We start from the raw sequence: 13873 nt of genomic DNA on the forward strand, positions 1-13873 counted from the left end.
GCGAACAGACTCAGTCGCCGCTTCTCAGGTTCTCGTTCGGCGAGAAGGTCTGGCGTACCCACGGAGAGGACGTCACGACGGCGTGGACCTCGCCCTGCGGTCTCCGAGGCCGAGCCCGGCCGGTGCGCCGCTTCCGGATGGGTCGGCGACGACGTCGAAGCTCTACCACTGCCCGCCCTCGTATTCGGCAATTCGGGAAAAGATGGCATTCATGCAGCTCAGCTTTTCCATAACGGCACATGTCGGCTTGCGGGCCCGTCAGAATCCCGTGGGTGATACGTCTTCCCGAACACGCGCAGCGACAGCGCGTCGGCAAGGTCCTGCTCGTTGTGCTCGGTGTGATGTCCCTGGGGGTCTTCGCCTGGATTGGTGTTTCCAGCAGCGACACCGCAGGTCAGATCACGGGCGTGGCCGGACTGGCCGTCTCCGTCGCGGGGCTGGCCCTCGCGTTGGTCCCGTTCCTGCAACCGCCGCCTCCGGCGAGCGAGAGAGAACTGGCCGACATCCTCGCCGAGACGCTCCAGGGCCAGTGGGACGACGAGGTGGGGGCCCGCAGGCTGCGAGACCCGTCGGTGATCCCCCTGGTGTGGTCCGCCACCGAGCGGTCCGTCGCCGACACCCCGAACTCCATCGCGGGTTCCAGCGGCACCCGGATCCGGTCCCAGGCCCTCGAGGGCCGGCTCCACGGCAGCTTCGACGAGGCGATTCGCCGGCTGGGTGACGGATACCGGCAGATCCCCAGCGGACGTCTCGTGGTGCTCGGCGAGCCCGGAGCGGGCAAGACCGTGCTCGCCATCATGCTTGTGCTCGGCCTTCTGGGAAGTCGCGAGAGCGGCACCGCGGTACCCGTGCTGTTGTCGGTCTCGAGCTGGGACCCGGTGAGCGAGTCGTTGGACGACTGGATCGTGCAGTCGCTCGCCACGGCCTACTACAACGGCCGTCCCGAGGTCCCCCGCCGTCTGCTCGACCGACGCCTGCTGCTGCCGGTGCTGGACGGCCTGGACGAGATGCCCGAGTCGGCGCGCCGCAGCGCGGTCCGCGGCGTCAACACCGCTTGCGGCGACGGGCGGGGGGTCGTCGTGACCTGTCGGTCGGCGGAGTACGAGGACGTGATCGCGGGCGGCGCGCCGGTCCTGCGCCGGGCGCCGGTGGTGGAAGTCCGTCCGGTTCCCGCGCCGGACGCCCGCGCCTACCTGAGTGCCGTCGACTGGCCCGAGGCGACCGACTGGAGCGAGGTCTACGAGCGTCTGGAGTCGGAGCCCGACAGCGCCGTGTCCACAGCGCTGTCGACCCCGCTGATGCTGTCCCTGGCCCGGACCGTCTACCAGCACTGCCCCGAGGCCCCGGCCGGTCTTCTGGACCACGCCAGTCGACACGAGGTGGAGGACCACCTCGTCGACCGGGTGATCGTCGCGGCCTACGCGCCCCGACAGGTACCGGGCGACCTGTCCAGCGCCGGGCCCGACTGGCGAGTGCGGGCCGATGAGGCCGAGCGCTGGCTCACGTACCTGGCCAGGTACCTGCACCAGTACCGCGAACGCGACCTCGCCTGGTGGCTGATGAGCGGCCGCCTGCTGTCCCGCTGGGCCGGACCGGCCATCGGTATCGGGCTGGGGATGATCGTATTGCTGGCGGCCTGCGCCGTGGCCGCCCTCATGCCCGCGACCACGACCGAAGACGTTCTCGCCGCCGGTGCCGGTATCGGAGGCGGGTTCGCCGTCCTGGCGATGTTCATCTGGTTCGCGGCCCCCGAACGTCCCCCCGGCCGGCTGTCGTTCGCCGTACGCGGATCCCTGGGCCGGCTGCGCCGCGGTTATGCCACCGGACTCGCGCTGACCGCGATTCCCGCCGTGCCCCTGATGGCCGGGGCTGCCGTGACCATCTCGATCGACACCGGGTGGTCGCCCGACGAGGTATGGGGGTACTTCGGCGTGATCACCACGCTGCTGGCGGTCGCCTCGTCGGTCGGTCTGGCACTGGCCGTGCACAACTGGCTCGACGCGCCCCCCGAACGCTCGGTCCGGGCCGACCCACTGGACTTTCTCGTCCAGGACCGCAAGTCGTCCCTGACCGCGGCGCTGTGTGCCGGAACGGTGCTGTCCCTCTCGGCGTTCCCCCTGCTGGCGATCGTCGTGCTGGCGGACTTCGTCATCGTGGCGGTGGCCACCGGTTGGTCCCACGAGCCGATCCTCGACGCGGCCTTCTCCGGCCTGGCAGTCGACGACCTGGGCGGCGGCCTGCTCGTGACGATCTGCCTGGGCGGAGCCGGAACGGTCCTCGCGCTGCTCGTCCTGCTGACGAGGGCCTGGCCTCGATTCCTGCTGACGCGTCTGGTTCTCGCGGCGCAGCGCCGGCTTCCGTGGCATCTGATGACCTTTCTCGCCGATGCGAGGAAACGGCAGTTGCTGCGCCAGTCCGGTGGGACCTATCAGTTCAGGCATGTCCGTCTGCAGGAACGGCTGGCGAGCCGGTCGCTCGCCGAGGACCGTGAGCCGCCTGACCCGAGCGTCGTCGGCCGGCAGCGGCGTCGGCTTGCCGTGACGGTCGCCGTGGCCGTCGTGGCACTGTGCCTGATACTGAGCGAGTCACTGCCCAGCGACACCTCGCGGGCGACCTCGATCACCGGTGACATCGACGGCATGGTGCTCAGCCCGGACGGCTCGACCGCGCTCACCGTCTCCCGCGGGGAAATCACCCGCTGGAACGCCGGGACGGGGACGCCGGCGGGATGGCGGCACCGCCCGCAACTGCCGTCGACCGAAGGACTTCTGAGCCTCACGGAGACAGCCGCCGGCCGGATCGTGGCCTATCAGGGTGGCGCGATTCGCGTGTGGGACGCCGGCACCGGCAGGCAACTGGGACACCCGAAGTCCGTCCACCTCCACGACTACCGGGACAGCAGTCACCGCTGTGAGTGGGACATGGACCAATCGATCACTCTCAGCGGCGACGGCACGCGCCTGGCCCTCGAGGGCAGACGCTGCCTGCTGGTCTGGGACGTCGTCGAAGACGCTCCCGTTGCCCTGGCGTGGCTGGACGGCGAGGACTTCGGAAGGCAGATCGGACTGAACGAGGACGGTACGCGGCTGACCGTGTGCGGTCCGGTGGACTTCGCATCAGGCGGTGTCCTCGTCAGTCGGTGGGACCTCGCGAGTGCCGTCGACGCGGACGACGTCCCCACCATCGACGCGTCCGGGCGGTCCCACGTCTATCTGCAGGACTACTCCCAGCTGATCACATTGAGTGGCGACGGCACCCGTCTCGCAGGCGTCCGGGACAACGAGGTACGTGTGTGGGACACGGGCATGGTCCCGGGGACCGGCCGAGGGACGCCGGTCGCGGATCTCACCGGCCATGTCTCGGACATCCATTACCTGGCCCTCAGCGAGGACGGAAGCACGCTGGCCGCGACGGCTGGGGACAGCGCCCGCTTCTGGACCGTCAGGTCTCAGGGCGGCCCGAACGGGGTTGCCGCCCGGAGCCGACCCGCACATGTTCCCTGACGATGCCCAGCAACTCGGCCGGACCGCTTGCCGACGCGGCCGACTTGACGTCTGCGCTGACGGCGGTGTGCCCGTGGACGAGAGAGGCACGGCCCGATGAGGTCATGCCTCGTTTGAAGCAGCGCATCACACGGAGGGACCGGCTCGGACAGGCGCGCCAAGGGTGAAAGGTCACAACGGGCACTGCCTGCGAAGACGTGAACCGGCACTCTGGAGAGCGAGCGGATCAGCACGACGAACGGCGTCCTCGCCGTTCACGAAGCCGCGTTCGAAAAGAGAGCAGTCGCCTTCGACGGCGTGAAGGGCCCCGCCCGGGCCTTCTCCCGCCTCGGCGGGGACGTCACGGTCTGTGCGGGGGGGGCGGATGTGACACCACGGCAAACGGTCGGGAGTTACACCTCATCAGGTCAAGGCGGCGCTGTGCCGCGCGGGTTGCCCCGTCACGTCGCGTGCGTGATGGACGGCAACGGGCGGTGGGCAGCGCAGCGGTCGCTGCCGCGGACGTCGGGCCACAGCGCCGCGGAAACGGCGGTGATCGACGTCATCGAGGCGGCCCGTTCGGCCGGGGTCGGATGGCTGAGCTTGTACGCGTTCTCCACCGAGAACTGGCGCCGCCCGAACGCCGAGGTGGACTTCCTCATGCGGCTGGTGCGGCGCGTGGTGCGCAAGCACGCCCCGCTGCTGCACGCGCGGGGAATCCGCTGCCGCTTCCTCGGCGCGACCGATCCGCGGGTGCCCGCGTCACTGGCCCGGGATTTCGCCGACCTGATGACCCTGACCGGCGGCAACCGGGGCATGACGCTGACTGTCGCCTTCGACCACGGTGGGCGCAGGGACATCGTCGAGGCCGCACGGTCACTGATCCGCAGTGGTGTGCCGGCCGACGCCGTGGACGAGAAGAGCTTCGCCGCCCACCTGCCCTTCCCCGACACCCCTGACGTCGATCTGGTCATCCGGACGTCCGGGGAGCAGCGCATCTCCAACTTCATGCTCTGGCAGGTCGCCTATGCCGAATGGGTGTTCCCGCCGGTGCTCTGGCCCGATTTCCGGGCAGCGCACTTCCTCGAGTGCCTGCACACCTTTCAGCAACGTGATCGCCGCTTCGGCGGCGTGCTGCCCCACCAGAACGGAGAAGGCCGACCTTGACCCACGCAGACAGCGGCTACCGCGCCCACACCGGTACCGATGCCCGTGCCAGTACCGAGGCGGATGGGACGGAACGCAAGGGAAGTTCTGAGCAGGTGGACGCCGAAGGCAGGACAGCACCGGTGTTCGGACCCGGCTCGCAGTTCCACGAGTTCTTCAACGATCCGCGCTGGGCACTGGCCATGCTCCGGGCGACCGTACTGGAGGCGGCGCACCCGCAGATCGGCGGTGCCCTGATCGACAACTCCACTTTCGTGGCACACCCGTGGCGCCGCCTGCGCAACACCTTGCTGAGCATGCAGCGCATGTTCGGCCCGGACGATCACGTCCGGCAACGGGAGGCGGCCCGGCTGAACCGCTTGCACGCACGGCTGAACGGCACCGACCCGCAAGGGCGTGCCTACGACGCGATGGCCCCCGACGTGCGTGCCTGGGTGGTGGCGACTCTGTTCGAGAGCGCCGTCACCATGTGCCGGCTGAGCGGACAGCCCCTGGAACAGCAGGTCATGGAGCGGCTGTACGCGGAGTTCCAGGCATTCCTCGCGGTCATGGGCGACGAGGCCGGCCATCTGCCGCCCTCCTTGCCCGACTTCTGGCGCTACTACGACCGGGTGGTGGAGGAGGAGCTCGAGAACACGGAGGCGATGCGCATCATCCTCTACAAACTCTTCGACCACCTCCCGGCCCCGCCACTGCTGAACGGCCTGCCCACTTTGTGGGCGGCCGGCCGGGCGGTCGCCGGCCCCGTGATCGGCGCTGTCACCGTGGCGTCCTTGCCCGAGCCGTTCCGCCGACGGGCAGGTCTGCCGGAACTGCCCGGTGCGCAGACCCTGATGCAAGGCGCCTATCTGGCGGTCGGTCTGGCCCGCCTCCTGCCGGACGGCTGGATCCAGGCCGACGCCATCACCGGCCTGCTGTCCCTCTCCCCCGACAGCGACGACCCACGAGCGCGCACGATCACCGCCATGCGCGACACGATGAACCGGGCCGGTGCCCTCATCCGGCTCATCTCCCCGCTCCCCCCGGAACCGGAGCCCGCACCGGAAGGCGGGACACGGCGCAGCGCGCAGCAGTTCTTCGCAGAGGTGCTGGACCAGACCGGCGACGGACACCTGGACTGGCCCGACCTCGCCGCCATGGCCCGCGAGCTGTCCAGCCGCCTCGACCTGGACGAACCCGAGGAGACCAGGCTCTACGACGCCTTCGCCGACTGGTGGCGGGAACTGCAGACCGCCCTCGACAGCGACGGCGACGGCCGCATCAGCGCCCAGGAGTACGCCGCCGCCGTTCCCTCCCTGGCCGGACCCGCATTGATCAGAGTCGCCGAGGTCCTCTTCGACGCCACCGACAAAGACGGCGACCAGAGCATCGACGCGGACGAGTACCGCGCCCTGTTCCACACGGCCTTCCAGCGCGAGACAGCCGGCACCGAGCCGGCGTACACCCGCAGCGCGTTCATCAAGGACTTCCTGTCCTTCATGACCGGCCGCCGGCGCACCACTGCCTACGACCCGCTGCTCGGGCAGGCCTGACCGCCTGCGCCCTCGCCGCCCCCACCACGGCAACGTGTCGGGGGCGGGCCGGCCCTCGCCGACGGCCAGGGCCACGCAAGCCCCTCTGAGCCAGAGGGGGGCAGGAACCTGGGGCTGCCAGAGGCTATTTGGGCGGCAGACCGGCCGCGAAGGCGTACCCCTGGTCGATCCAGTCGGCCAGGGCCGCGTCCTCGGCCACCGCGGACGCGGCCACCACGACCCAGCCGCGCATCGGGCGGCCGGTGAGGTCGAAGGGCCGAGCCCCTGGGCGCGCCAGGGCGGCCTCGGTGGCGTCCGGGCCGACCCGGACCATGAGCTCGTCCCCGCTCACCCCTACCGCCATGTTGCCCTCGTACAGGAACGCCAGCCCGCCGAACATCCGTTTCTCCGTCACCCCCGGATCCGCACCCAGCCGTGCCCGGACGCGTTCCGCCAGTCCCTCGTCGAATGCCATGACCGCCCTCGCCCTCCCGTTCGCCCACTCACCTGCCGCTCCAGCGCCGTCTGACCAGCGACGTGCGCATCCAGCGCCCCATCATGGGCCCGGCCGACCGGTGGAAGCCGGAGGCCTCGCCGCGCACCCGGATCCGGGCGATCGTGCCGCCGTCCGGCAGCGGGGCGAGGCGCTGGGTCACAGGCCTCGGTGTCGGGCCGGCCATGGGGACCACGCCAGCGACCGCGGCGGCCGGTCACCGACGCCGGAGCCGGTCGCCGACCTCTCCCAGCACGACCAGCGGTGGGACCGTCGATGCCGCGCGTCGTGGGCCGGCCCGTGGCTCGGCCCGAGCAGCCGCGTCGCAGACTTCACGGCATGCGAGTTCACGGCTTCCGACAGGTCAAGCCCGGACCGCACGCCGATACGGGCCGACGCGCCCCCGGGAGGTGACGACCAAGGCGATCGGGAGGCTGGTCACGCGCTCCCGAAGGGGCGCGGACCGACGAATCTGCCGAAAGGGCAGGCGACGGCCGATGAGTTTGACCATGATCGACAGTCAGAGATCGCGGTTGGTTCGCCGCATCCGCGGGTGCCGTGGAGATCTGTGCCGACCGAGTCTGCCGAGAACCGGACACCAGAAACTGAGGAATTGAGATGCGCACCCTGATCAGCACCGCCTTCATCTCGCTCGACGGCGTCGTGGAGGCCCCGGGCGGCGAGCCCGGATACAGGAACGCCGGATGGACCTTCAAGGACATCGCGTTCCTTCCCGAGGCATTCGACATCAAGGCCCGCGAGCAGGAGGAGGCCACCGCGATGCTGATGGGCCGGACCAGTTATGAGGCATTCAGTCCGGTATGGCCCGACATGCCGGACTTCGCCGGCTACAAGGTGATGCCGAAGTACGTCGTGTCCACCAGCCTCACAGAGGCCGACCTGGTGTCGAACTGGGGCGAGACGACGATCCTGCGCTCACTGGACGAGATCGCCGCGCTGAAGAAGACCGAAGGCGGGCCGATCATCGTCCACGGCAGCGCCGCCCTGAACCAGTCCCTCTCGGACGCCGACCTCATCGACCGCTACCACCTGCTCGTCTTCCCCCTCCTGCTCGGCGCGGGCAAGCGGCTCTTCAGCACCACGGACAAGGACACGCAGAAGCTGCGGCTGGTCGAGCACGCCGTCTATGCCAACGGGCTGCAGAAGAGCGTGTTCGACGTCGTCCTCTGACGGGGCGGCCAATCGTTTCTGCGGTCTTCCGAGGGCGGCGGGCGGCAAGGCCGCCGCGCGTCGGTCCACTGCCGCGCTCCGGCCTGCTCCAGCAGCTCGGCGATCGCAGCGACGTCAGCGCGGTGCGTCTCGGCGCGGTCGGCCTCGGCGTCGCCGAGCGCACCGACGGCCATGTTCCGTCCCACGACCCGATGCCGCCAGGACGCCACTTCGTGCCCTGACCGCAGGAGCGGGTGCTTCGAGTACGGCGACGGCGTCGCCGCTCCCGGTGCCACGCGCGGGGCGGGGGGACGGCCTCATGGGCACAGGCCCTCGCCTCGCCCCATGTCACCGCGGGGACACGTCCGCAGCTCACGTCCGGCTCCCCACGGCGAGGGTGGTCCACCTCGGAGGGTCAGCGGTGCGTGAGCAGCAGTCGCCACGCCTGGGGGCCGCGTTCGAGGTACTCCACCGCGAACGCGCCCGGGTGGCGGTCCTCGATCTGGCCCAGCAGGGGAAGGGGGTCGTGCGGGGCGACCAGGACCATGGCCCGCCCTGAGGGCACCGCGGCGATCGCGCCGAACACCGTGGCGTGCCGCAGCGAGTGAGGGACGTCGCGTACGTCCAGTTCAGGCACGTCCGTCTCGTCGGAGCCTCCGCAGCCGCAGGCACCACCGCAGCCACCGCCGGCCGTGACCGCCTCGCCGGTGTCACCGTGCTCGTGGCCGAGGATGTCGTGCATGCCCGCGAGGAGTCCGGCGAGGGAGATGCCGGGGGCGCCGGCCAGCAGCGGCAGGACCAGAGTGTTCTCCTTCTCCAGGTGCTCCTCGAACAGCACCTGGAGCGCCCGGCCGTCCGCGGCCGCCCGGACGGCCGTGCCGGCGGTGCGCAGTGCGTCGACGAGCGCGGTGAGCCTGCGGTGCTCGGCGAGCATGCCGTCGACGAGAAGGCGCGCGGCGGGCAGGTCGTGGGCGACCGGGTAGAGGGTCTCCTCCTCGGCGGCCGCGTGGGGCAGCAGGTCGCGGTCGCAGAAGTCGACCAGTCCGGCCCGGACCGTGTCGGCCGCCGCCGGGTCGCGGTCCGCGGCCGCGATCAGCATCGTGACCCGTCCGGCCAGCTCACCCGCCAGCTGCGTGTGATGCGCCTCGACGGCTTCGGCGGCCGCCGCGTCCTGGGGGTCCGATGCGAGGGTGAGCGTGCTCATGGGAGGCGTCCTTCCAGCAGCCGGCAGCCCGTCCCCGTTCGGTCCGGGCCGATGACTGCAATATAGTACGGACATGACCGTGGAAAATAACGGACCGCTTCCCGGCAGCGGAACGAACCGCGTACCGCTGTCCCGGCAGCGCCGCGGTGTCCTGCAGTACCTGCGTGGCCGGTCCGCTCCCGTCACCGCGAGCGGACTCGCCCAGGTGTGCGCGCTGCACGTCAACACCGTCCGCGAACATCTGGACGCCCTGGTCGACGACGGCCTCGCCGTCCGTGAACGGTCCAACCCCTCCGGACGCGGCCGCCCCGCCTTCCGCTACCGGGCCCGCCCGCCGCAGGAGTCACCCGCACGCGAGTACGCCGGGCTCGCCGCCGTCCTCGCCGCGCAGATCGCCCGCTCCAGCACCGACCCACGCCGGGACGCCCTCGCCGCAGGTGAGCACTGGGGGCGCGTCCTCACCGCCGGGCAGACGCCCACGACGGATCCCCAGGAGGCGCGGACCCGGCTGCTGGACCTCCTCGACGAGATCGGCTTCGCCCCGGAGGCCGACGCGCAAGCACGCCAAGTCCGTTTGCCCTACTGTCCGTTCGTCGAGACTGCACGCGAACATCCCGGCGTCGTCTGCGGTGTTCACGAGGGCCTGGCCCGGGCCGCACTCACCGCTCTGGGCGCGGCACCGCAGGATGTCGAGCTGCTGCCCTTCGCCGAACCGGACGCCTGCCGACTGCACTTGGGCATGACCGAGCGAAGCGGCGGCGAGGACGCCGACGAGCCCCCGGCCCCGGCCGGCACACCCGAGGCGCACCGGTGACCCCGGCGACCGGCTCCGCCCCCGGCAGAACGGCCGCTCGGCGGGTGGGGGCCCGCCGCGCGCCCCTGCTGCTCGCCGCCGGGCTGTGCCTGCTGGCCGGGCTCGACGCCGCCCTCGGCCTGCTCGGCCTCCCGGCTCCGGTCACTGCCGACCGGCTGCCGCAGGTGCACGGCGTGCTGATGGTGCTCGGCTTCGCCGGCACGCTGGTCGCCCTGGAACGCGCCGTCGCCCTCGGCCGCCCCTGGGCGTACCTGGCTCCCGGCTGCCTCGGCGCCGGCGGCTTGTTGCTGCTCGGCCCGGTGGACCTGGTCGTCCCCCGGCTGCTGCTCGTCGCCGGATGCGCGTTCCTGGTCGCCCTGTACGTAGGTTTCTGGCGCCGGCAGCCGAGCGCCGCCCTGATCGCTCAGGCGGCGGGCGCCGTGTCGGCGCTGGGCGCGGTGCTGCTGTGGCTGGGCGGGACCGACGTACCGCGCATCCTGCCCTGGCTGGTGGCGTTCCTCGTGCTGACCATCGCGGGCGAGCGGCTGGAACTCGCCCGGGTCGCCGTCCTGGCGCCCTCGGCTGAACAGACGTTCCTGGGCTGCGTCGCCGCGGTCACCGCCGGAGTGGTCACCACCCTGCTGTGGCCCGCGACCGGCAGCGTACTGCTCGGTGCCGCGCTGCTCGCCCTGGTCGCCTGGCTCGTCGTGCACGACGTCGCCCGGCGGCTGCTGCGCTCCACGGGCCTGCCCCGATTCACCGCCGCATGCCTGCTCGCCGGATACACCTGGCTGGGTGTGGCCGGCGCCCTCTGGCTGCTCACCGGGCCGGTCACCGAGGGGACGGGGTACGACGCGGTGGTGCACGCGGTGTTCCTGGGCTTCGTGATGTCGATGATCATGGCGCACGCCCCGGTGATCCTGCCCGCCGTACTGCGCCATCCCCTTCCCTACCGTCCGGCGCTCGCCGCGGCGGCCTGGCTGCTGCATCTGTCGCTGGCGCTGCGCGTGGTCGTCGGTGACCTGCGGGACGTCCGAGGCGCCTGGCAGCTCGGCGGCGTGCTCAACATCGCCGCCGTGCTGCTGTTCGTCATCTCGGCGGCCACCGCCTCCGTCACAGCCGCACGGCGCGCGTCAGCGACGGCCTCAGCCTCCGTCTCCACCCCCGCGTCATCACCCTCCGGAAGCCCGAGGACCATCCGGTGACCACGAACCTGTCCCCCTCCGCGTCGAGCGGGTCCGCCCCGAAGCCCCAGCCTCCCGGCCGCTCGTCGCGCACTTCCTGGCACCTCGGCGTGAACGCGATCGTGGTCGTCTGGCTCGCCCTCTTCGCCGCGGTCGGCACGGCTCACCACTTCCTGCCGCACGCCTTCTGGCTGCTCGTCCATGTGCTGCTGCTCGGCGCCGTGACCACCGCGATCGTCATCTGGTCCGGCCACTTCGCCGCCTCCGTCCTGCGGCTGCCCGAGGCGAACCGCGGTGCCCCGGCCGCCCTGCGCCTGGTCTGCCTGAACGCCGGTGCCGTCGGGGTGATCGGCGGCATGCTCTTCGAGCGGTGGTACGTCGTCCTGGCCGGCGGGTGCCTGGTCGCCGCGGCGGTCACGGCGCACGCCGTCTGGCTGCTGCGGCTGATGCGCCGGGCGCTGCCGGGCCGGTTCTCCATGACGGTGCGCTACTACGTGGCCGCCTCCGCGCTGCTGCCCGTGGGTGCCGCGCTCGGGGTCGTCATGGCTCGCGGTGGTCTCGCCGGTGATCTGCCCGAACGGCTGCGTCTCGCCCATGAGACGGTCAACCTGCTCGGCTGGGTCGGCCTCACCGTCGCCGGAACGCTCATCACCCTGTGGCCGACGATGCTGCGCACGCGGGTGGTGGACGGCGCGGAACGAGCGGGAAGGGCCGCCCTTCCCGTCCTGCTCGCCGGCCTCGGTGCCGCCGTCGCCGGCACCCTGCTCGGCCCGCCGCCCCTGGCCGCCCCCGGCATGCTCGTCTACGCCGCCGGACTGGTCGTCGCGGGTCGGCCCTGGCTGCGCGAGGCCCGGGTCAAGGCGCCGCGTTCCTATGCCGCGTGGTCGGTGGCCGCGGGATGCGGATGGCTCGCCGGGTCGCTGACCGTCCTGGCCTGCGTCCTCCTCTCCACAAGCTCCTGGATCACGGTGGGAGAGCGCACCTCACTGCTGACCGCGCCGCTCGCCGCCGGCTGGATCGCCCAAGTACTGCTCGGTGCGCTGAGCTTCCTCGTCCCGGTGGTCCTGGGCGGCGGCCCCGCTGCCGTACGCGCCGCCACCGCCGGCCTCGAACGGGCGTGGCCGGCCCGGCTGACCGTCACCAACGCCGCGCTGCTGCTGTGCGTGCTGCCGGTGCCGTCGATGGTGCGGGTGGCGTGCTCCGGGCTGCTGCTGGTCATGCTGCTGTTCTTCCTGGTGCTGCTCACGATGACGGTCGTACGGGGGTTGCGCGAGCGTCGCGGGGCCGGGCAGGGCGCTGCCGTGGCGGCGGGGGGAGAACCTGTCCCGGCTCCGGCCGAGGCCCCGGCGCGGCCGTTCCGGGTGCTCGGTGGCGTTGCCCTCGGGCTCGCGGTCATGATGCTGGCCGTCGCGGGCGGCGGGGCGGCGGACGTGAGGTCGCTGCCCATCCTTGAGCGGTCCGCCGCCTCGGGCGCCGACGGGGACGCGGTGACGCCGACCGGCCGCACCACCCGGATCGCGGTGACGGTCCGCGGCATGCGCTTCTCACCGTCCTCCGTCGACGTGCCTGCCGGAAACCGCCTGGTGATCACCCTGCGCAACACCGGCACCGACACCCACGACCTCGTGCTGGAGACCGGCGCCCGCACCGGCCGGCTCAGTCCGGGCGAGAAGGGCACGCTGGACGCGGGCGTCGTCGGCCGGGACCTGGAGGGCTGGTGCTCCATGGTCGGGCACCGGCAGATGGGGATGGTCTTCACCGTGCACGTCACCGGCGCCTCCGGGTCCGCGTCGGACCCCGGCGACTCCGGCACGGGCAGCGGCGGGGACACCCATGACCACAGCGGCGCCGGCGGCACGTCCTCAGCCACGGACGACACCGCCGCGAGCGCGTTCGACCCGATGGCCGAACCGGCCGCCGGCGTGACGGCCCGCGACGCCCGACTCCCCTCCGCCACCGATGAGACCGAGCCCCAGGTGCACAAGCGGACGATCACCGTGAAGGAGGTGACGAGGGACGTCGCTCCCGGTGTACGGCAGAAGCTGTGGACCTTCGACGGAACGGCCCCCGGACCCGTGCTGCGCGGACGCGTCGGTGACACCTTCGAGATCACCCTCGTCAACGACGGATCGATCGGCCACTCCGTCGACTTCCACGCCGGCTCCCTCGCGCCGGACGGGCCGATGCGCACGATCGGGCCCGGCGAGTCCCTGACGTACCGGTTCACCGCCACCCGTAGCGGTGTGTGGATGTACCACTGCTCGACCATGCCGATGTCCCTGCACATCGCCAACGGCATGTTCGGCGCGGTGATCATCGACCCGCCCGGCCTGTCCCCGGTGGACCGTGAATACGTGCTGGTCCAGTCGGAGTTCTACCTCGGCAAGCAGGGCGGTACGGCCGACGCCGCCAAGGTGAACGCCAAGGACTACGACATGGTCGCCTTCAACGGCTATGCCAGCCAGTACGATCACGACCCGCTGACCGCCAAGGCCGGTGAGCGCGTGCGGATCTGGGTGCTGGCGGCCGGGCCGAACCAGTCCAGCGCCTTCCACGTCGTGGGCGGCCAGTTCGACACGGTGTTCCGCGAGGGCGCCTACGAACTGAGACCGGGAGACTCGCAGAGCGGGGGCGCGCAGGTCCTCGATCTCGCGCCCGCGTCGGGCGGATTCGTCGAGCTGTCCTTCCCGGAGGCCGGCGACTATCCCTTCGTCACACACGTCATGAGCGACGCGGAACGCGGCGCGCACGGTGTCGTCCGGGTGGGTGAGCGGTGAACGACATTCCTGCACCGGAGTTGGACCGGTCACGGCACACTTGAGGCGTCCTTCGTCCCCGTGACCGGTGGCGGCCGCAGCCGGCCGCCGGG

The 13873-nt window shown here is 71.6% G+C and carries 10 protein-coding genes; 7 read left to right on the forward strand and 3 right to left on the reverse strand.

What is annotated here, in order from left to right; all coding sequences use genetic code 11:
- The first annotated feature begins 272 nt into the window (after positions 1-272).
- The 3 genes from ACFY30_RS18895 to ACFY30_RS18905 all read left to right on the forward strand — a co-directional run bounded on the left by ACFY30_RS18895 (position 273) and on the right by ACFY30_RS18905 (position 6181).
- Positions 273-3503 carry a hypothetical protein gene (locus ACFY30_RS18895; RefSeq protein WP_390846292.1) on the forward strand — a complete coding sequence of 1077 codons (3231 nt, stop codon included), beginning with the start codon at positions 273-275 and terminating at the stop codon, positions 3501-3503.
- A gap of 420 nt (positions 3504-3923) precedes the next feature.
- Positions 3924-4649 (forward strand): polyprenyl diphosphate synthase, encoded by a 726-nt coding sequence (uppS, locus tag ACFY30_RS18900; protein ID WP_390846293.1) that lies wholly within the window; start codon positions 3924-3926, stop codon positions 4647-4649.
- Positions 4650-4744: 95 nt separating this feature from the next.
- Positions 4745-6181: an oxygenase MpaB family protein gene (locus tag ACFY30_RS18905; protein ID WP_390846505.1), complete on the forward strand. Its 1437-nt coding sequence runs from the start codon at positions 4745-4747 to the stop codon at positions 6179-6181.
- Between the two features lie 124 nt (positions 6182-6305).
- Here the strand turns inward: ACFY30_RS18905 and ACFY30_RS18910 are convergent, their stop codons facing one another.
- The gene (locus ACFY30_RS18910) at positions 6306-6635 is read right to left on the reverse strand and encodes a TfoX/Sxy family protein (RefSeq protein ID WP_390846294.1); all 330 of its coding nucleotides are present in this window, start codon (positions 6633-6635) and stop codon (positions 6306-6308) included.
- A gap of 28 nt (positions 6636-6663) precedes the next feature.
- Positions 6664-6816 (reverse strand): hypothetical protein, encoded by a 153-nt coding sequence (locus tag ACFY30_RS18915; protein WP_390846295.1) that lies wholly within the window; start codon positions 6814-6816, stop codon positions 6664-6666.
- Positions 6817-7271: 455 nt separating this feature from the next.
- Between ACFY30_RS18915 and ACFY30_RS18920 the strand changes: the two genes are divergently transcribed.
- On the forward strand, positions 7272-7844 hold the full coding sequence (locus ACFY30_RS18920) for a dihydrofolate reductase family protein (RefSeq protein WP_390846296.1): 573 nt from the start codon (positions 7272-7274) through the stop codon (positions 7842-7844).
- A gap of 394 nt (positions 7845-8238) precedes the next feature.
- Here ACFY30_RS18920 and ACFY30_RS18925 read toward each other — a convergent pair whose 3' ends face one another.
- Positions 8239-9027, reverse strand: coding sequence for a DUF2249 domain-containing protein (locus ACFY30_RS18925; protein ID WP_390846297.1), 789 nt, complete (start codon positions 9025-9027; stop codon positions 8239-8241).
- A 73-nt stretch (positions 9028-9100) separates the two neighbouring features.
- On the opposite strand from ACFY30_RS18925, the gene ACFY30_RS18930 reads away from it, so the two are divergent.
- Genes ACFY30_RS18930 through ACFY30_RS18940 form a run of 3 tightly spaced genes read left to right on the forward strand, consistent with a single transcriptional unit; the run spans position 9101 to position 13781 of the window.
- Positions 9101-9841 (forward strand): helix-turn-helix transcriptional regulator, encoded by a 741-nt coding sequence (locus ACFY30_RS18930; RefSeq protein WP_390846298.1) that lies wholly within the window; start codon positions 9101-9103, stop codon positions 9839-9841.
- Complete coding sequence (locus ACFY30_RS18935; RefSeq protein ID WP_390846299.1) at positions 9838-11025, forward strand: hypothetical protein; 1188 nt, start codon at positions 9838-9840, stop codon at positions 11023-11025. Before ACFY30_RS18930 ends, ACFY30_RS18935 begins: the two co-directional genes overlap by 4 nt.
- Positions 11022-13781 (forward strand): multicopper oxidase domain-containing protein, encoded by a 2760-nt coding sequence (locus ACFY30_RS18940; protein ID WP_390846300.1) that lies wholly within the window; start codon positions 11022-11024, stop codon positions 13779-13781. Before ACFY30_RS18935 ends, ACFY30_RS18940 begins: the two co-directional genes overlap by 4 nt.
- Positions 13782-13873: the final 92 nt, after the last annotated feature.

The sequence above is a fragment of the Streptomyces sp. NPDC000345 genome, assembly GCF_042898825.1.
In the GTDB taxonomy this organism is placed as follows: domain Bacteria; phylum Actinomycetota; class Actinomycetes; order Streptomycetales; family Streptomycetaceae; genus Streptomyces.